The organism is Streptomyces sp. NPDC127108 (genome assembly GCF_042677545.1).
Taxonomy (GTDB): Bacteria; Actinomycetota; Actinomycetes; order Streptomycetales; family Streptomycetaceae; genus Streptomyces.
In genome coordinates this window covers 77010-95402 of record NZ_JBHXTE010000011.1, presented here as the reverse complement: position 1 = coordinate 95402, position 18393 = coordinate 77010, and the positions used below count along the sequence as shown (strand labels likewise).

General features: G+C 72.4%; 13 protein-coding genes. 3 read left to right on the top strand and 10 right to left on the bottom strand.

The window, feature by feature from the left end; genetic code table 11:
• Nucleotides 1-16: 16 nt before the first annotated feature.
• Nucleotides 17-1045, top strand: coding sequence for an SDR family oxidoreductase (locus ACFVHO_RS11710; protein WP_385712567.1), 1029 nt, complete (start codon nucleotides 17-19; stop codon nucleotides 1043-1045).
• A gap of 37 nt (nucleotides 1046-1082) precedes the next feature.
• On the opposite strand, the gene ACFVHO_RS11705 is transcribed toward ACFVHO_RS11710, so the two are convergent.
• The 7 genes from ACFVHO_RS11705 to ACFVHO_RS11675 all read right to left on the bottom strand — a co-directional run bounded on the left by ACFVHO_RS11705 (nucleotide 1083) and on the right by ACFVHO_RS11675 (nucleotide 12201).
• Complete coding sequence (locus ACFVHO_RS11705) at nucleotides 1083-2054, bottom strand: helix-turn-helix transcriptional regulator (RefSeq protein WP_385712565.1); 972 nt, start codon at nucleotides 2052-2054, stop codon at nucleotides 1083-1085.
• A 270-nt stretch (nucleotides 2055-2324) separates the two neighbouring features.
• A complete protein-coding gene (gene aceE / locus ACFVHO_RS11700) occupies nucleotides 2325-5018 on the bottom strand; it encodes a pyruvate dehydrogenase (acetyl-transferring), homodimeric type (RefSeq protein ID WP_385712564.1) in 2694 nt (897 codons plus the stop codon).
• Nucleotides 5019-5385: 367 nt separating this feature from the next.
• Nucleotides 5386-6009 (bottom strand): GntR family transcriptional regulator, encoded by a 624-nt coding sequence (locus ACFVHO_RS11695; RefSeq protein ID WP_087883774.1) that lies wholly within the window; start codon nucleotides 6007-6009, stop codon nucleotides 5386-5388.
• Between the two features lie 118 nt (nucleotides 6010-6127).
• Complete coding sequence (sucB, locus tag ACFVHO_RS11690; protein ID WP_385712562.1) at nucleotides 6128-7909, bottom strand: 2-oxoglutarate dehydrogenase, E2 component, dihydrolipoamide succinyltransferase; 1782 nt, start codon at nucleotides 7907-7909, stop codon at nucleotides 6128-6130.
• A 101-nt stretch (nucleotides 7910-8010) separates the two neighbouring features.
• Complete coding sequence (gene lpdA / locus ACFVHO_RS11685) at nucleotides 8011-9399, bottom strand: dihydrolipoyl dehydrogenase (protein ID WP_385712560.1); 1389 nt, start codon at nucleotides 9397-9399, stop codon at nucleotides 8011-8013.
• Nucleotides 9400-9738: 339 nt separating this feature from the next.
• Nucleotides 9739-11304, bottom strand: a complete 1566-nt coding sequence (locus ACFVHO_RS11680) for a leucyl aminopeptidase (RefSeq protein WP_385712559.1) — start codon at nucleotides 11302-11304, stop codon at nucleotides 9739-9741.
• Between the two features lie 102 nt (nucleotides 11305-11406).
• Nucleotides 11407-12201, bottom strand: coding sequence for an adenosylcobinamide-GDP ribazoletransferase (locus ACFVHO_RS11675; RefSeq protein ID WP_385712558.1), 795 nt, complete (start codon nucleotides 12199-12201; stop codon nucleotides 11407-11409).
• A gap of 114 nt (nucleotides 12202-12315) precedes the next feature.
• On the opposite strand from ACFVHO_RS11675, the gene ACFVHO_RS11670 reads away from it, so the two are divergent.
• A complete protein-coding gene (locus ACFVHO_RS11670) occupies nucleotides 12316-13068 on the top strand; it encodes a hypothetical protein (RefSeq protein WP_385712556.1) in 753 nt (250 codons plus the stop codon).
• Here the strand turns inward: ACFVHO_RS11670 and ACFVHO_RS11665 are convergent.
• From ACFVHO_RS11665 to cobT, 3 genes are all read right to left on the bottom strand, one after another.
• Complete coding sequence (locus ACFVHO_RS11665; protein ID WP_385712554.1) at nucleotides 13020-13718, bottom strand: hypothetical protein; 699 nt, start codon at nucleotides 13716-13718, stop codon at nucleotides 13020-13022. The genes ACFVHO_RS11670 and ACFVHO_RS11665 overlap by 49 nt on opposite strands.
• Nucleotides 13715-15511: a phosphatidylglycerol lysyltransferase domain-containing protein gene (locus ACFVHO_RS11660; protein ID WP_385712553.1), complete on the bottom strand. Its 1797-nt coding sequence runs from the start codon at nucleotides 15509-15511 to the stop codon at nucleotides 13715-13717. Before ACFVHO_RS11660 ends, ACFVHO_RS11665 begins: the two co-directional genes overlap by 4 nt.
• Nucleotides 15512-15603: 92 nt before the next feature.
• Nucleotides 15604-16797 carry a nicotinate-nucleotide--dimethylbenzimidazole phosphoribosyltransferase gene (cobT, locus tag ACFVHO_RS11655; protein ID WP_385712551.1) on the bottom strand — a complete coding sequence of 398 codons (1194 nt, stop codon included), beginning with the start codon at nucleotides 16795-16797 and terminating at the stop codon, nucleotides 15604-15606.
• Between the two features lie 313 nt (nucleotides 16798-17110).
• On the opposite strand from cobT, the gene ACFVHO_RS11650 reads away from it, so the two are divergent.
• Nucleotides 17111-18322 carry a class I SAM-dependent methyltransferase gene (locus tag ACFVHO_RS11650; RefSeq protein ID WP_385712549.1) on the top strand — a complete coding sequence of 404 codons (1212 nt, stop codon included), beginning with the start codon at nucleotides 17111-17113 and terminating at the stop codon, nucleotides 18320-18322.
• Nucleotides 18323-18393 lie beyond the last annotated feature (71 nt).

Below are 18393 nucleotides of genomic sequence, written 5' to 3'. Positions count from 1 at the left end.
CTGCGAGGCTCCCCCCATGGAGAACACACAGCAGTCGGCAGGCCTGGCGAGCGGAGCGGAGAGCGCAGTGACGACGAAGCCGGAATCCGAGGGGACCGGGACGACCGGGGCGGCCGAAGGGCTGGCCGGGAAGGTCGCGCTGGTGGCGGGGGCCACGCGCGGGGCCGGGCGGGCCATGGCGGTGGAGCTGGGCCGCGCGGGGGCGACCGTCTACGTGACGGGGCGGACGACGCGGCAGCACACGAGCGAGGTGGGCCGGACCCAGGAGACCATCGAGGGCACGGCGGAACTCGTCAGCGCGGCGGGCGCCGAGGCGGGCACCGGCGGTACGGGGATCGCGGTGCCGACGGACCACCTGGACCCCGAGCAGGTGCGCGCGCTCGTCGAGCGGATCGAGCGGGAGCAGGGGCGCCTCGACATCCTGGTCAACGACATCTGGGGAGGTGACGTCCATGTCGAGTGGGACAAGAAGATGTGGGAGCACGACTTGGAGAAGGGCCTCAGGATCCTCCGCCTGGGCATGGAGACGCACATCGTCACCAGCCGCTTCGCGCTGCCGCTCCTTGTCCGCAGCCCCGGCGGCCTCGTCGTCGAGGTGACCGACGGCACCGAGGAGTACAACCAGCGCTACCGCAAGCCGTTCTACTACGACCTGGCGAAGGCGGCCCCGCTGCGCATGGCCCGCGCGCTCGCGGAGGAGGTGAAGGAGTACGACTGCACGGCGCTGTGTCTGACGCCGGGCTGGCTGCGCTCGGAGGCGATGCTCGACACGTACTTCAAGGTCACCGAGGACGACTGGATGGCGGGCACCAAGCAGAACCCGCACTTCGCGATCTCCGAGACACCGACGTTCGTGGGCCGGGCCCTGGTCGCCCTCGCCACCGACCCCGAGGTGGCGCGGTGGAACGGCGCGTCCCTGTCCAGCGGCGGCCTCGCCAAGGAGTACGGCTTCACGGACGTGGACGGCTCGGCGCCGGACGCGTGGCGGTACATCACGGAGGTGGACCAGGAGAGCAAGGAGGCGGACGTGACGGGCTACCGCTAGGGCGGGTGGTAGGACGGGCCAGCGGCGCTAGGGCGGGCTAGCGGTAGAGGGCGGCCATGCGGGCCGCCGTCGCCGCGATGCGGTCCCGTAGCTCCGGCGGTCCGATGACCTCGGCCTCCGAGCCCAGCATGAGGAGCTGGGTGTAGGCGACCACGGTGGACTCGACGGGCAGGGTGATGGTGACCCAGCCCCGCTCGTCGGGTTCGGCGTCCGCCAGGGCCTCGTGGGCGGCGGCGCGGTCGGTGACGTAGGGGAGTTGCCGGGCGCCGTCCGGGGACAGGCGCAGGACGGCGTGGTCGCGCAGGATGGCGCGGGCGAACTGGGCGGCGCGCTCCTCCCAGAAGCCCGGGAGGTCGAAGTCCTCGTCGCGTTCGAAGCGGTGCTCGCCGTGGGGTTCGACGGAGGTGAAGCGGTCGATGCGGTAGACGCGGTAGGAGCCGGTCTCCGGGACGCGGGCGCACAGGTACCAGACGCCGGCCTTCAGGACGAGGCCGTAGGGCTCCAGTTCGCGGCTGACCTCGGACTCCTGGCGGCGGTAGCGGGCGATCAGGCGGCGGTCGTCCCACACGGCGTCCGCGACGGCGGGCAGCAGGGCCGGGGCCGGGGACTCCTTGAACCAGCCCGGGGCGTCCAGGTGGAAGCGCTGGGCGGCGCTCTCGGAGGCGTCGCGCAAGGAGGGGAGGAGGGCGGCGGAGACCTTCAGGCGGGCGGCGGACGCGGCGTCCTCCAGGCCCATCTCGCGCAGCGCGCCCGGGACTCCGGACAGGAACAGGGCCTCCGCCTCGCTGCGGGCAAGGCCCGTCAGGCGGGTCCGGTACCCCCCGATGAGGCGGTACCCGCCGGTCCGCCCCCGGTCCGCGTACACCGGCACGCCCGCCTCCGACAGCGCCTGCGCGTCCCGCGTGATGGTGCGCTCCGAGACCTCGAGCTCCTCCGCGAGCTCGGCGGCGGTCATGGAGGCCCGAGACTGAAGCAGAAGCACCATCTTGATGAGCCGGGCAGCGCGCATGCTCCCCATGATGCCGGGTGCGAGGCACCGAGGCTGGAGCAGGGGCGAAGAGGCTGCCCGGCGCCGGAGGTCAGCCTGTGCCCACCCTCCGCAAGCGCTCGGCTTCGCCCGAGCAGGGGGCGCCCCGGGTCCGACGGTCACGGGTGGGTGGGTGGGAGACCCCGCCGCGGAGCGGCGGGGAAACGGCTGCCGGGGGGCAACGCAGGTGTGGGGCCCCGTCACCCCGACGGAGCCCCACACCTGCGTACCGAGCCGGAGGCTTACCCCCGCTTACAGGCCGTACTTGGCCCGAGCCTCCTTCACCGCCGCCGCAGGCACCTCGCCGCGGGCGGCGAGGCGGGCCAGCGAGGCCACGACGATCGACTCGGCGTCGACGCCGAAGTGGCGGCGGGCCGCGTCACGCGTGTCGGACAGGCCGAACCCGTCGGCGCCGAGCGAGGAGTAGTCCTGCTCGACCCACTGGGCGATCTGGTCCGGGACCTGGCGCATGTAGTCGGAGACCGCGAGGACGGGTCCCTCGGCACCCTGCAGCGCCTGCCGCACGTAAGGCATCCGCTCCTCGCCGAGCAGCAGCGCCGCGTCCGCCTCCAGGGCGTCGCGCCGCAGCTCGGTCCAGGAGGTCGCGGACCACACGTCGGCGGCCACGCCCCACTCCTCGGCGAGCATCCGCTGGGCCTTGAGCACCCAGTGGATGGCCGTACCGGAGCCGAGGAGCTGGATCCGCGCGGCGTTGGCGGCGGGGGAAAGACCCGCCGTCTCCGCCGTGTTGAAGCGGTACAGACCCTTCACGATGCCCTCGTCCACACCCGCGGGCTTCGCGGGCTGCGGCATCGGCTCGTTGTAGACGGTGAGGTAGTAGAAGACGTCCTGGTCCTCACCGGGAGCGGCCTCGCCGTACATACGGCGCAGACCCTCCTTGACGATCGCGGCGATCTCGTAGGCGAACGCCGGGTCGTAGGAGAGTGCCGCCGGGTTCGTCGCGGCGATCATCGGCGAGTGGCCGTCCGCGTGCTGCAGGCCCTCACCGGTCAGCGTCGTGCGACCGGCGGTGGCGCCGATGAGGAAGCCGCGGCCGAGCTGGTCGCCGAGCTGCCACATCTGGTCGGCGGTGCGCTGCCAGCCGAACATCGAGTAGAAGATGTAGAAGGGGATCATCGCCTCGCCGTGCGTCGCGTACGACGACGAAGCGGCGATGAAGTCCGCCATCGAACCGGCCTCGGTGATGCCCTCGTTGAGGATCTGGCCGTTCTTGGCTTCCTTGTAGTACATGAGCTGGTCGCGGTCGACCGGCTCGTACGTCTGGCCCTTCGGCGAGTAGATGCCGAGCGAGGGGAACAGCGACTCCATGCCGAAGGTGCGGGCCTCGTCCGGGACGATCGGCACCCAGCGCTTGCCGGTCTCCTTGTCGCGTACGAGGTCCTTGAGCAGCCGTACGAGCGCCATGGTGCTCGCCACGTTCTGCGAGCCGGAGCCCTTGTCGAAGGAGGCGAAGACCTTGTCGGCGGCGGCCGGCAGCGGGGCGATCGCGTGCGTGCGGCGGGCCGGGGCCGGGCCGCCGAGGGCCGCGCGGCGCTCCTGGAGGTAGCGGACCTCGGGGGAGTCGGCGCCGGGGTGGCCGTAGGGCACGACGCCGTCGACGAACTCGCTGTCGCTGATGGGCAGCTCAAGAAGGTCCCGCATGTTCCTGAACTCGTCCGTCGTGAGCTTCTTCATCTGGTGGTTCGCGTTCTTGGACGCGAAGCCGTCACCGAGGGTGAAGCCCTTGACGGTCTGCGCCAGGATGACGGTCGGCGCGCCCTTGTGGGACAGCGCGGCCTTGTACGCGGCGTACACCTTGCGCGGCTCGTGACCACCGCGGGAGAGGTGGAAACACTCGAGGATCTTGTCGTCGGAGAGCAGCTTCGCCATCTCGACGAGCGCCGGGTCCGACCCGAAGAAGTCCTGGCGGATGTAGGCGGCGTCGCGGGTCTGGTACGTCTGGACCTGCGCGTCCGGGACCTCGCGGAGGCGGCGGACCAGGGCACCCGTGGTGTCGAGCGCGAACAGCTCGTCCCAGGCGTTGCCCCACAGCGACTTCACGACGTTCCAGCCGGCGCCGCGGAACTGGGCCTCCAGCTCCTGCACGATCTTGAAGTTGGCGCGCACCGGGCCGTCGAGGCGCTGCAGGTTGCAGTTGATGACGAAGGTCAGGTTGTCCAGACCCTCGCGGGCGGCGAGTGCGAGTGCCGCCGTCGACTCGGGCTCGTCCATCTCGCCGTCGCCGAGGAACGCCCACACGTGCGAGGACGAGACGTCCTTGATGCCGCGGTTGGTGAGGTAGCGGTTGAAGCGGGCCTGGTAGATCGCCGACAGCGGGCCGAGGCCCATGGAGACGGTCGGGAACTCCCAGAGCCAGGGCAGCCGCCGCGGGTGCGGGTAGGACGGCAGGCCGTTGCCGCCCGCCTCCTGGCGGAAGTTGTCGAGCTGCGTCTCGTTCAGACGGCCGTCGAGGAAGGCGCGGGCGTAGATGCCGGGCGAGGCGTGGCCCTGGATGTACAGCTGGTCGCCGGAGCCGTCGCCCTCCTTCCCGTGGAAGAAGTGGTTGAAGCCCGTCTCGTACAGCCAGGCCGCCGAGGCGAAGGTGGCGATGTGGCCGCCGACGCCGTGCTTGGCACCGCGGGTGACCATCGCGGCCGCGTTCCAGCGGTTCCACGCGGTGATGCGGGATTCCATCGCCTCGTCGCCGTCGATGACGGGCTCGGCGGAGGTCGGGATGCTGTTGACGTAGTCCGTCTCAAGAAGCTTGGGCAGGGCCAGGCCCGCGCCCTCGGCGCGCTCCAGCGTGCGGCGCATCAGGTACGCGGCACGGTGCGGCCCGGCCGCCTTGGTCACGGCGTCCAGGGAGGACTGCCATTCGGCGGTCTCCTCCGGGTCGCGGTCCGGGAGCTGGTCGAGCTCGCTCGGCTGGATGCGGGGGTCGGTCATGACGCCGCCTTCCTGAGTCGGACGGGGTGCCCGTGCCCGAGTCGGGCGGGGTCCCTAAACGGAAAGGGTCGGGGGTGCCCTTGGTCTTTGGCAGGACAGGGCGAGGGCCCTGGTGAGGGCCCGTCGTCGACTGTAAGCCCGCGATCGATGATCGATCAAAGTCTTGAAGGGAAAACTTCCTCAGATCGACAAAAGTGGGCACAGGGTGCCGCGCCGGAGGGCACGGAGTGCCTTCAAATCGAAGGATTTACGCAGGTGGGGCGACGTATGAGCAGCCGCTCCGGAGAATGAGCACCCGGCGGCTGTGCCGCCCGTCCGGGCACACGTCAGCGCCCGTCAGCACCCGACTGATGCCCGTCAGGACCCGTCAGGCCCGGGGCGCACAGCCCAGCACATGGGCCTTCACCAGCTCCGCGATCGCCGGGTCCCGCCGGCGGAAGGCCGAGACGAGGGCCTCGTGCTCCTCCGCGTACGACTGCTGGACCGTGCCGAGCCACCGGATGGACAGCGCGGTGAAGACCTCGATGCCGAGCCCCTCCCAGGTGTGCAGGAGCACGGAGTTGTGCGCGGCCCGCACCAACTCGCGGTGGAAGCCGACGGTGTGCCGCACCTGCCCGGTGCCGTCGGAAGCCCTGTCGGCCTCGTACAGCGCCGCGACATGGGGTTCGAGCGCCGAGCAGTCGTCGGCGAGCCGCTCGGCCGCCAGCTCGGCGGCGATGGCCTCGAGACCGGCCCGGACGGGGTAGCTCTCCTCCAGGTCGGCGGCGGTCAAGTTCCGTACGCGAACGCCCTTGTTGGGCGCGGACTCGATCAGCCGGAGCGACTCCAGCTCCCGCAGCGCCTCCCGCACGGGCGTCTGGCTGACCTCCAGCTCGACGGCGATCCGTCGCTCCACGATCCGCTCGCCCGGCTTCCAGCGCCCGCTCACGATGCCTTCCACGATGTGCTCGCGGATCTGTTCGCGCAGCGAGTGAACGACGGGCGCGGTCATGAGGGCTCCTAAATACAGGGCAACGACCTCTAGACAATACGGCCGCGCCCCCGCCCGGAAACCTCCGGACGGGGGCGTACTCGCTGATGAGACGAGTGTTACAGCCGTATGCGGGCGACTACAGGCCGAGCTCGACCTCGAACTCGCCGGCCTCCAGGATGGCCTTGACCGTCGTCAGGTAGCGGGCGGCGTCGGCGCCGTCCACCAGACGGTGGTCGTAGGAGAGCGTCACGTACGTCATGTCCCGCACCGCGATGGTCTCGCCGAGGTCGGGGTGGTTGATGACGACCGGGCGCTTGACGGTGGCGCCGATGCCCAGGATGCCGACCTGGTTCGGGGGCACGATGATCGTGTCGAACAGGGCGCCGCGCGAGCCGGTGTTGGAGATGGTGAAGGTCGCACCGGACAGCTCGTCCGGCGTGATCTTGCTGGCCCGGACCTTGTTGGCCAGGTCGGCGGTCGCCTTGGCGATGCCGGCCAGGTTCAGGTCACCGGCACCCTTGATGACCGGGGTCATCAGGCCCTTCTCGGAGTCGACGGCGATGCCGATGTTCTCCGAGTCGAAGTAGGTGATGGTGCCCTCGTCCTCGTTGATGCGGGCGTTGACGACCGGGTGGGCCTTCAGCGCCTGCGCCGCCGCCTTGACGAAGAACGGCATCGGGGACAGCTTGACGCCCTCACGGGCGGCGAAGGAGTCCTTGGCCGCGGCACGGAGCTTCATCAGCTTCGTGATGTCGACCTCGACCACGCTGGAGAGCTGCGCCTGGCCGTGCAGGGCCTTCATCATGTTGTCGCCGATGACCTTGCGCATGCGGGTCATCTTGACCGTCTGGCCGCGCAGCGGGGACGCCTCGATGACCGGGGCCTTCGACGCGGCCGCCGGAGCCGCGGCGGCCGGGGCGGCGGCAGCGGCCGGAGCCGCGGCCTTCGCGGCCTCGGCGGCGGCGAGCACGTCCTGCTTGCGGATGCGGCCACCGACGCCGCTGCCCTTGACCGAGCCCAGGTCGACGCCGTTCTCCGAGGCGAGCTTGCGCACCAGCGGGGTGACGTACGCGCCGTCGTCGGCCGGGGTGACCGGGGCCGGGGCGGCGGGGGCGGCGGGCTGCGCCGGAGCGGCCGGGGCCGCGGGCCGCACCGGAGCCGGGGCGGCAGCGGCGGGCTGCGCCGGGGCGGCCGGAGCGGCGGGGGCAGCCGGAGCCGGGGCCGGAGCCGCGGGGGCAGCCGGAGCCGGAGCCGCGGCGGGGGCGGCCGGGGCGGCAGCCGGAGCGGCGGCGGGCGCGGCACCAGGCGCACCGATGACGGCGAGCTTGGCGCCGACCTCGGCGGTCTCGTCCTCACCGACGACGATCTCGAGCAGCACGCCCGCGACCGGCGACGGAATCTCGGTGTCGACCTTGTCCGTGGAGACCTCGAGGAGGGGCTCGTCGGCCGCGACCTCCTCGCCGACCTCCTTCAGCCAGCGGGTGACGGTGCCCTCGGTGACGGACTCGCCGAGCGCGGGCAGGGTGACCTCGGTGCCCTCGGCGGCGCCACCGGCCGGGGCGGCGGGCGCCTCGGCGGGGGCGGCCGGAGCGGCCGGGGCCTCGGCGACCGGCGCCGGGGCGGGCTCGGCGGCCGGAGCGGGCTCGGCAGCCGGGGCCGGGGCCGCGGCGGGCGCGCCCGAGCCGTCGTCGATGACGGCGAGCTCGGCGCCGACCTCGACGGTCTCGTCCTCAGCGACCTTGATGGAGGCCAGGACGCCGGCGGCGGGGGAGGGGATCTCGGTGTCGACCTTGTCGGTCGAGACCTCGAGCAGCGGCTCGTCGGCCTCGACGCGCTCGCCCTCGGCCTTCAGCCAGCGGGTGACAGTGCCTTCGGTGACGCTCTCGCCGAGCGCCGGAAGGGTTACGGAAACCGACATGGTTTCTGTTGCTCCTTACGCAATGGGGCCTCCCCTGCTCGAGGTTAGTCGAGAGCCCGGGGAAGGAAGTCTGTGGTCGTCGCGCCCGTGTGACTGAGGGGTCAGTCGTGGGAGTGCAGGGGCTTGCCGGCGAGGGCGAGATGGGCCTCGCCGAGCGCCTCGTTCTGCGTCGGGTGGGCGTGGATGAGCTGGGCCACCTCGGCGGGCAGCGCTTCCCAGTTGTAGACCAGCTGGGCCTCGCCGACCTGCTCACCCATGCGGTCGCCGACCATGTGGACGCCGACCACGGCACCGTCCTTGACCTGGACGAGCTTGATCTCGCCCGCGGTCTTGAGGATCTTGCTCTTGCCGTTGCCCGCGAGGTTGTACTTGAGGGCGACGACCTTGTCCGCGCCGTAGACCTCCTTGGCCTTGGCCTCGGTGATGCCCACGGAGGCGACCTCGGGGTGGCAGTACGTCACCCGGGGCACGCCGTCGTAGTCGATCGGGACGGTCTTGAGGCCGGCCAGGCGCTCCGCCACCAGGATGCCCTCGGCGAAGCCGACGTGCGCGAGCTGGAGCGTCGGGACGAGGTCGCCGACGGCCGAGATCGTCGGCACGTTCGTCTGCATGTACTCGTCGACCAGGACGTAGCCGCGGTCCATCGCGACGCCCTGCTCCTCGTACCCGAGGCCCTGCGAGACCGGGCCGCGGCCGATGGCGACGAGCAGCACCTCGGCCTCGAAGGTCTTGCCGTCGGCGAGGGTGACGCGGACGCCGTTCTCGGTGTACTCGGCCTTGTCGAAGAAGGTGCCGAGGTTGAACTTGATGCCGCGCTTGCGGAAGGCGCGCTCGAGCAGCTTGGAGCTGTTCTCGTCCTCGACGGGCACGAGGTGCTTCAGGCCCTCGACGACGGTCACGTCGGTGCCGAAGGACTTCCAGGCGGAGGCGAACTCGACGCCGATGACGCCGCCGCCGAGGATGATCGCCGACTCCGGCACCCGGTCCAGGACCAGCGCGTGGTCGGAGGAGATGACGCGGTTGCCGTCGATCTCCAGGCCGGGCAGCGACTTCGGCACGGAGCCGGTCGCCAGGAGGATGTGGCGGCCCTGGATACGCTGGCCGTTCACGTCCACGGAGGTGGGGGACGAGAGCCGGCCCTCGCCCTCGATGTAGGTGACCTTGCGGGAGGCGACCAGGCCCTGCAGGCCCTTGTACAGGCCGGCGATCACGTCGTCCTTGTACTTGTGGACGCCCTTGATGTCGATGCCTTCGAAGGTCGCCTTGACGCCGAACTGGTCGGCCTCGCGCGCCTGGTCGGCGATCTCGCCGGCGTGCAGCAGCGCCTTCGTGGGGATGCAGCCGTTGTGCAGGCAGGTGCCGCCGAGCTTGTTCTTCTCGATCAGTGCGACGTCGAGACCCAGCTGCGAGGCGCGCAGGGCCGCGGCGTAACCGCCACTTCCACCGCCGAGGATCACTAGGTCGAAAACGGTGCTGGCGTCGTTCGCCACGTCACGTCCTCCATGCATGTGCGCCGTGCGCCGGACCCCGGTGAGACGGGGACGACCGGTCGGTCGGCTGGTATACGGCCGCTCTTCTTCGGCCCTGTGGTGGGGGCCCTGTCCTGCCGAGAACCCATCTTCGCACTTGTCGGCGACAGGCGGGACGCCGGGCCGGGCGATGGGACGGCCGATCGCCCGTCGAAAGGGTCAGGACCACGTGTGGACACGCGGATTTCATTCACAGCGAAATCCGTACGTCCTTGCGTACGCGCACCGGACGTCGCCCGCGCGCACCCATGGGTACGGCCCCGGAGCCGAGGCTTCCGGGGCCGTACCCAGCGTACGGAATCAGCCGAGGTCGCCCGCGGCGGTGCGCTCGGCGAGGCGCACCAGGGTGCGGACCGCGGAGCCGGTGCCGCCCTTCGGGGTGTAGCCGAAGGGTGCGGCCTCGTTGTAGGCGGGGCCCGCGATGTCCAGGTGGGCCCAGGTGATGCCCTCGCCGACGAACTCCCGCAGGAAGAGTCCGGCGACCAGGCCGCCGCCCATGCGCTCGCCCATGTTGGCGATGTCGGCGGTGGGGGAGTCCATGCCCTTGAGCAGGTGCTCCGGCATCGGCATCGGCCAGGACGGCTCGCCGACCTCCTCCGCGATCTCGTGCACCGAGGTCCGGAAGGCGTCGTCGTTGGCCATGATGCCGAAGGTGCGGCCGCCCAGGGCCATCATCATGGCGCCGGTCAGGGTCGCCACGTCCACGATCGCGTCGGGCTTGTCCTCGGAGGCCTTGGCGATGGCGTCGGCCAGGACCAGGCGGCCCTCGGCGTCGGTGTTGAGCACCTCGACGGTCTTGCCGCTGTACATCCGCAGGACGTCGCCGGGGCGGGTGGCGGAGCCGGACGGCATGTTCTCGGCGAGCGCGAGCCAGCCGGTGACGTTGACCTCCAGGCCCAGGCGGGCGGCGGAGATCACGGCGGCGAACACGGCGGCGGCACCGCTCATGTCGCACTTCATGGTCTCGTTGTGCCCGGCGGGCTTCAGCGAGATGCCGCCCGAGTCGTACGTGATGCCCTTGCCGATGAAGGCGAGGTGCTTCTTCGCCTTCGACGAGGTGTACGACAGCTTCACCAGCCGCGGCGGGGCGTCCGAGCCCACGCCGACGCCGAGGATGCCGCCGAAGCCGCCCTTGGCGAGCGCCTTCTCGTCCAGGACCTGGATCTTGACGCCGTGCTCCTTGGCGGCGGCGGTGGCGACCGCCGCGAAGGCCTCCGGGTTCAGGTCGTTCGGCGGGGTGTTGATCAGGTCACGGGCGCGGTTGAGCTCCTCGGTGACGGCGGTCGCGCGCTCGACGGCGGCCTTGTGGGCCTTGTCGCGCGGCTTGGCGCCGAGCAGGGCGACCTCGGCGAGCGGCGCCTTGGCACCCTTGGCACCCTTGTCGTCATCCGCCTTGCCCTTGCCCTTGGCGGCCTTGGTGTCCTTGCCGTTGCCCTTGTAGGCGTCGAAGGAGTACGCGCCGAGCAGGGCGCCCTCCGCGACGGCGCCCGTGTCGGCCGCGTCGGCGATCGGCAGGGCGAAGCCCGCCTTCTTGGTGCCCGCGAGGGCCCGGGCGGCGGCACCGGCCGCGCGCCGCAGGGTGTCCGCGTCGTACGCCGAGTCCTTCTCGGGGACCGCGCCGAGGCCGACTGCCAGGACGACCGGCGCCTTGAAGCCGGACGGCGCGGGCAGCTTCGTCACCTCGCCCTCGCCGCCCGAGGCGCCGAGGGTCTCCAGGACGGACGCGAGCTTGCCGTCGTACGCCTTGTCCACGGACTCGGCGCCAAGAGCCACGACCGGCCCCTTGGCGCCCTTCGCGACACCGACGACGATCGCGTCGGCACGCAGGCCGGACGCGGCGGCGGTGCTGAGAGTCAGAGCAGTCACGGTGCTGAAGTCCCTCTTTCATAGGAGGTTTCAATGAAGTCTTGCGGGCTTTTGGGTGGTAAGCCCGTCGCGAGCCTACGCCCGTAATTGTTGCGGTGCGCCTCACTGTGCGTGTTGGCCGAGGGCGAGCACAAGGAGGACCGTGGTGGCGCTCGTCTCGGCGAGTCCGCCGAAGACGTCGCCGGTGACGCCGCCGAAGCGCCGCACACAGTGCCGCAGGAGCAGTCCGGCGGCGGCGCAGCCGAGCACGACGGCGGCCGCGTCGTGCGCGACCGCGGGCGCCCCACCGGGCACTCCCGCCACGGCCGCCGCGGCCGTGGTGACGGCGAGGACGGCCACCGCCGCGGGCACGGGGACGGTCTCGGCGACGGCGGCGCCCAGGCCTTCGGGGCGGGCCGCGGGGACGCCGGTGCGGGCCGCAAGGGTGAGGGCGAGGCGGGCCGTGGTGGCGGCGATGACGGTGGCCGTGGCGCCGTGCGTCCAGCTCTCGTCGTACAGCTCGGCGAGGGCCGCGACCTGGGCGAGCAGCGTCAGGACGAGGGTGATGACGCCGAACGGGCCGATGTCGGACTGCTTCATGACGCGCAGCGCGTCCTCGGCCGCCTTGCCGCTGCCGAGCCCGTCGGCGGTGTCGGCGAGGCCGTCCAGGTGCAGCCCCCGGGTGGCCGCCGCGGGGACGGCGACGGCGGCGACGGACGCGAGCAGCGGGCTCGCGCCGAGGGCCAGGAGGGCCGACCCCGCCGCGGCCGCGCCGAGCCCCACGACCAGGCCCGCGAGCGGGGCGCACAGCATGCCCGCGCGGGCGGCATCGCGGTCCCACCTGCGGACGTGGACGGGGATCACGGTGAGCGTCCCGAAGGCGAACCGGAGGCCGTCGGCGGGGGTGGGTCTGGGCATTCGGCGAGGTTACCCGGGGCGGCCGGGCCCGGCGGGGGCGGGACGGGGCGCCCGCGACGCCGTCGGCCGCCGCCCCCGCCTGCGAAAGCGGGGGGCGAACCGGAAGATGGGCCCATGGACGACTGGTGGTACCGGAACATCGTCGAGCCGGGGAAGCTGCCCCTGCTGCTCGCGCTGGTCGCCTTCGTGGGCTCGTTCCTGGTCACCAGGACCATCACCCGCCTCATCCGCGCCGGGAAGGGGCCGTTCCGGAACATCAGTACGGGTGACGTCCACATCCACCACGTCGTACCGGGCATCTTCCTGATGCTGGTGGGCGGCTTCTGGGCGGTCGCCGCCGGGCGGCACAGCTTCGGGTCGATGTGCGCCGCCGTCATCTTCGGCATCGGCGCGGGCCTGGTCCTGGACGAGTTCGCGCTGATCCTGCACCTGGACGACGTGTACTGGAGCGAGCAGGGCCGCAAGAGCGTGGAGGTCGTGGTCCTCACGACGGCCCTGGTCGTCCTCATCCTCACCGGATTCAGTCCGCTCGGCGTGAACGAGCTCTCCGCGGACGAGCGCCACGACCGCGTCGCGTTCGCCCTGAACATCACCCTGAACTGCGGCTTCGCCGTGATCGCGCTGGCCAAGGGCAAGCTGCGCACGGCCCTGATCGGGATGGTGGTGCCGTTCGTCGCGCTGGTCGGCGCGATCCGCCTCGCCCGGCCCGGCTCGGCGTGGGCGCGGAAGTTCTACCGCAACCGGCCCCGCGCCCGGGCCCGCGCCGGCCTGCGCGCGTTCCGCCACGACCGCCGCTGGACGGGCCCGAGGCGCCGCTTTCAGGACCTCATCGGCGGCAAGCCGGACCCCGAGCCCCGCTCCCGCTGACGCACCCGCGCCACCACCTCGACGACCACGGTCGCCACCAGGACCCCGGCGATCGCCGCCAGGTGCTCCTTGCCCGCGAGGTTGTTCTTGATGAGCACCTCGACGACCATCAGGACGATCACCAGGGCCCCCGTGGCGTACGCCCGGTAGCGCCAGCACACGTACACCGCGAGGCCCACGACCGCAGCCGAAGGGCCGGTGTCGACCACCTGCGCGTCGGACGCGGGCAGACCGATCCAGTTGTCGGGACCCAACTCGATGCCGAGGCGCGCGTACAAGGTGCCGCCGAGCGTCGCCGCGTACCCGATGAGGAGCGTGCGCCACCAGCCGAGGCTGCACTCCGCGATGCCGAAGACCAGCAGGATCTGCGCGAGCGCGCCCCACACCGGCAGGTCGAGGGCGGGCACGAAGAGTGAGAGCGGGGTGCGCAGCAGGGAGAGCCACAGCGGGTCCTCGGCCCGGACGCATCCGATGTTCTGGACGAACTGGTAGCCCCAGGACTGGTTCTGGACGTACTGGAACGACGCCGTCAGACAGACGGCTGCCAGCGTCATGGGGATCGCGCGCCAGCGCCGGGCGAGGAGTCTGTCCCGGACCGTGCTGTACAGCGGGCCCCACTCGGCGCGGGCCAGCCGGGACAGGGTGCTCATCGTCGGGACTCCAGATGTGTGCGGTGCAGCCATTTCGGCAGTCCCGGCGCCTCCAGGAACCCCTCCGCGCGGGCGGCGGCGACGCCGATGCGCAGCAGGTCGCCGCTCTTCTCGAAGAGGAGGAAGCGGGGTTCCCAGATGGGCCGGTACTTGGCGTTGGCGCGATACAGCGACTCGATCTGCCACCACCGGGAGAAGAAGCTGAGCAGCGAGCGCCACAGCCGGAGCACCGGGCCCGCGCCAAGCCGTGAGCCACGCTCGAAGACCGACCTGAACATCGCGAAGTTCAGTGACACCTGCGTGATCTGGATCTCCGTCGCGCGCTGGAGCAGCTCGATGACCATGAACTCCATCAGGCCGTTCTCGGAGTCCCGGTCGCGCCGCATCAGGTCGAGCGAGAGCCCGTGCGGCCCCCACGGCACGAACGAGAGCACCGCCCGCAGCTCGCCCTCGCCGTCCCCGGCGCCGCCGTCCCGGCACTCCAGCATCACGCACTCGCCGTCCGCCGGATCGCCGAGCCGCCCGAGCGCCATCGAGAAGCCCCGCTCGGTGGCGCCGTCGCGCCAGTCGTCGGCGCGCTCCAGGAGGTACGCCATCTCGTCGGCGGGGATGTCGCGGTGGCGCCGGATGCGGACCTCGTACCCGGCGCGCTTGACGCGGTTGTAGGCCTGCCGGACGGTGCGCATGGCCCGCCCCTCCAAGGTGAACTCGGCGATCTCGACGATCGCCTCGTCACCCAGCTCCAGGGCGTCCAGGCCATGCCGGGCGTAGATGGTGCCCGCCTCCTCGCCGGCGCCCATCACGGCGGGGGTCCAGCCGTGCGCGCGGGCCTCGGCGAGCCAGGGCTCGATGGCGCCGGGCCAGGCCTCGGGGTCGCCGATGGGGTCGCCGGAGGCCAGCGACACGCCGCTGACGACCCGGTACGCGACCGCCGCCTTGCCCGTCGGCGACCACACCACGCTCTTCTCGCGGCGCAGCGCGAAGTAGCCGAGCGAGTCGCGCTCGCCGTGCCGGTCGAGCAGGGCCCGCAGCCGCTCCTCGTCGCCCTCCGACAGCGGGTCGACGGCCCGGCGGGAGCGGAACGCGGCGTACAGGACGGCGCACAGGAGCACCGTGCTCAGGACGTTGATGGTGACGTTGACCCAGCCCGGGGTGGTGATCCCGGCGAACCGGGTGTCGTCGGCGGCCAGCGACACCAGGCGCATCGTGCCGTAGCGCCAGCGGTCGACGAACGTCGAGCGGTAGTCGTCGTGGGCGTGGTTGGTGACGGTCACCAGGAGCGCGGCGAGCAGGGACGTCACCAGGAGCCCGCCGACGGCCACGGCCGCCGCGAGCTTGGGGTTCGAGCGGTCGCCGACCGCGTAGAACTCGCGGCGGCCGACGAGGAGCGCGGCGACGAACAGCGCGGTGAGGCCGAGCGAGATCCAGTTCTGCGCGTACTGCCTGATCTCCGGGAAGCACATCGCGAAGGCGAACAGGAGCAGGAAGAGGCCGCTCAGGACGAGGTTGAGGATCCAGGCGGCCCGTTTCCGGCGCCGCATGGTGATCGCCAGGAACATCGTGAAGACGCCGGAGGCGAAGCCCGCGGTGAGCAGGTACGGAGTGAAGAAGTTCTCGGTGTTGTGGCGCCGCAGGTCCTGGCCGAGGGAGACCCACACGGCGCTGAGGAAGTTCACGAACGTGACGGCCCGCAGATACCAGACGGCCACGGCGGCCCCCCGCCGCGAGGCCGCTGTGGACGTCCGGAGCCGTTCGTCGACCGCCCGCTCTTCCCCTGCCCGTTCATCTCCCATGAAACGGGATCTTATGGGGCGTTGTGGTGTGATATGCCGTCAGCGCGACGGGCTGCCGCGGCTGTCAGGGGGTTGTCGGGGGTCGTCAGGGGTTACTCGGTGGGTGTGCCCGGGGACTTGGCGAAGGGATCCGTGGCTCCGGCCGCCTCGGCGGACTCGCCGGACACAGCCGCTTCCCCGGCCTCGCCGGATTCCTCGGACTCACCGGATTCCCCGGACTCACCCGATTCCTCGGACTCGGCGGCCGCCAGGGGCAGTTCCGCCGACAGTGCCGCCGCGGACCGCACCACCGGCACGGCAAGGAGGGCGCCCACGCCCTCGCCGACCTGCACACCATGGGCGAGCAGCGGTTCGAGCGCCATCCGGTCCAGGGCCTTGGCCTGCGCGGGCTCCCCGCTGTCGTGCGCCGCGAGCCACCAGTCCGGCGCCCGGAACGCCACCCGCTGGGCCACCAGCGCCGCCGCCGCGGCCACGACCCCGTCGAGGATCACCGGTGTCCGCCGCACGGCGCACTGCAGCAGGAACCCCGTCATCGCCGCCACGTCGGCCCCGCCCACCGTCGCGAGCAGTTCCAGCTGGTCGCCGAGGACGGGGCGGGCCCGCCGCAGCGCGTCCCGCACGGCCGCGCACTTGCGCATCCACGCGAGGTCGTCGATCGGCGCCCCGCCCCGGCCGGTGACGACGGAGGCGTCCGTGCCGCAGAGCGCGGCGATCAGCGTGGCCGCGGGCGTCGTACCGCCGACGCTGATGTCACCGAGGACGACCAGGTCCGTGCCCGAGTCGGCCTCCTCGTCGGCCAGCGCGATGCCCGCCGCGACGGCCCGCTCGGCCTCCTCCTGCGTGAGCGCGTCCTCGATGTCGACGCGCCCGGAGCCGCGTCGCACCCGGTGCCCGGCGACCTCGGCGGGCAGCGACTCCGGATCGCAGTCCAGGGCCATGTCGACGACCCGCACGGGTACGTCGAGCTGCCGCGCGAGCACGGCCGCGGGGCTCGTGCCGCTCAGCACGGCCCGTACGAGGTCGGCCGCACCGCCCGCCGCCCGTGCGGAGACGCCGAGTTCGGCCACCCCGTGATCGCCCGCGAACAGCACCGCGCGGGGCCGCTCGATCGGCCTGACCGGCACCGCGCCCTGCGCCGCCGACAGCCATTCGGCGAGGTCGTCGAGGCGGCCCAGCGCGCCGGGCGGCACGGCCTGGCGCTCCCTGCGCTCTTCGGCGTCACGGCGCACCCCGCCGTCGGGCCGCTCGATCAGGTCGGTGAAGTCGTCGAGAATCAGCGAGCTCATTCGGCGAACAGTACCGGCGGGGTGTGACGCGCGCGCGGACGGGCCCGGGGGCCCGGGCCAGGTTCGGCACCCGCATGACGCACCGTCAGCCGCCCTCTGGTCGTCCGCACCCTCGGCCGAGGTCGACGTCGGCCGTCCGTGCCCTCAGCGGCCGTCGGCGTTGGCGTCGATGTCGGCCGTCCGCCCCACCGGCCGGTCCCGGGCGCCCGCCCGTCACCTGGTCCCCAGCGCCCACCCATCGACCGGTTACGCCATGCGACGCAGGCGCGCCCCAACGTCATTGAATCCCCGAAGCGCGTCCCATACGTTCCGAATGTCCCGCATGTATCGCATGGTCGTACCGCCGGCCGTCCCCTCCGGCGCGCTGCCGCCTCGCGCGAGCGTCCCGCGGGCCGGAAGCATCCGGGAGTACGTCATGGACCTGGCCCAGCAGACCGACGAACGCCGCTCCACCTGCCTCGCCCGCCTCGCCGAGGGCACCGCCCGGTTCCACGAACCGCGCCGCGACGACTGCCCCTGGTGCGGCTCGACCCGCCTGCGGGTGCGGCTGCGCACCGCCGACCTGATCCAGCGCAAGCCGGGCGGCTTCACCCTGGAGCGGTGCGACGACTGCGCCCACACCTTCCAGAACCCCCGCCTCAGCGCCGAGGGCCTGGACTTCTACCGCCTGGGCTCGGCCCGCCACGACGTCGGCCACCGGGACTTCTGGCGCCAGGACCTGTGCCATGGGCTCGGGGGCGGCGCCCCGGCCCTCCTCGCCCGGGCCGGGTCGGGCCGCGCCCGGCGGCTGGCCGGGGTCCGCGCGCTGAGCCGCCTCGACGAGCCCGAGAGCTGGCTCGACGTGGGCACAGGCCGCGCCCGCTTCCCCGGCGCCGCCAGGGACGTGCTGCCGTACACGGCCTTCGACGGGCTCGACACCGACCCGGGCCTCGCGGCGGGGGTGCGGCGCGGCCGCATCGAGGAGGCCCACCGCGGCCACCTCACGGACCTGGCCGAGCGCCTCGCCGGACGTTACGACGTGCTCAGCATGGTCCACTACCTGCAACGCCGCCCCGACCCGCGCGCGGAACTCGCCGCCGCCCGCACCGTGTTGCGCCCCGGCGGGCATCTCCTGATCGAGGCCCCGGATCCCGAGTGCCGCTCGGCCCGGCTGCTCGGCAAGTGGTGGGCGTCCTACCGCCAGCCGCGCCACCCGCACTTCGTGCCGCTCGCCAACCTCTGCCGCGAGCTGGACGAGCTCGGCTTCACCGTCGTCGACGTCGACCGCCGCACCCCGCACGTGCCGTCCGACCTGACCACGGCCTGCGCACTCGTCCTCAACCGGCTCCTGCCCGAGACCGACGCCCCGTGGCACCCGAAGCCCCCGAGCCCCCTGCGCCGCCACCTCCGCCGAACGGCCTGGCACACGGCCACCCCCCTGCTCGCCCTCGCATACGCGGCCGACCTGCTCCTCGCGCCGCTGCTGACGCGCATCGGGGGTGGGAACGCGTACAGGGTGATCGCGCGCCGGGAGGCGGGGGCTTGAGGGGGCGGAGCGCCCGGTGCGGGAGGCATGGGGTGCGGGAGGTTGCGAGGTGCTTGATGTGAGGGGGTGGG

Bases quoted from the DNA above. Each gene is read 5' to 3' on its own strand.
- ACFVHO_RS11665 (WP_385712554.1), bottom strand. From the start codon at position 13,718: ATGAGCACCCTGTCCCGGCTGGCCCGCGCCGAGTGGGGCCCGCTGTAC.
- aceE (WP_385712564.1), bottom strand. From the start codon at position 5,018: ATGACCGACCCCCGCATCCAGCCGAGCGAGCTCGACCAGCTCCCGGAC.
- ACFVHO_RS11650 (WP_385712549.1), top strand. From the start codon at position 17,111: ATGTCCCGCATGTATCGCATGGTCGTACCGCCGGCCGTCCCCTCCGGC.
- sucB (WP_385712562.1), bottom strand. From the start codon at position 7,909: ATGTCGGTTTCCGTAACCCTTCCGGCGCTCGGCGAGAGCGTCACCGAA.
- ACFVHO_RS11670 (WP_385712556.1), top strand. From the start codon at position 12,316: ATGGACGACTGGTGGTACCGGAACATCGTCGAGCCGGGGAAGCTGCCC.
- ACFVHO_RS11705 (WP_385712565.1), bottom strand. From the start codon at position 2,054: ATGCGCGCTGCCCGGCTCATCAAGATGGTGCTTCTGCTTCAGTCTCGG.
- ACFVHO_RS11710 (WP_385712567.1), top strand. From the start codon at position 17: ATGGAGAACACACAGCAGTCGGCAGGCCTGGCGAGCGGAGCGGAGAGC.
- ACFVHO_RS11695 (WP_087883774.1), bottom strand. From the start codon at position 6,009: ATGACCGCGCCCGTCGTTCACTCGCTGCGCGAACAGATCCGCGAGCAC.
- ACFVHO_RS11675 (WP_385712558.1), bottom strand. From the start codon at position 12,201: ATGCCCAGACCCACCCCCGCCGACGGCCTCCGGTTCGCCTTCGGGACG.
- ACFVHO_RS11660 (WP_385712553.1), bottom strand. From the start codon at position 15,511: ATGGGAGATGAACGGGCAGGGGAAGAGCGGGCGGTCGACGAACGGCTC.
- cobT (WP_385712551.1), bottom strand. From the start codon at position 16,797: ATGAGCTCGCTGATTCTCGACGACTTCACCGACCTGATCGAGCGGCCC.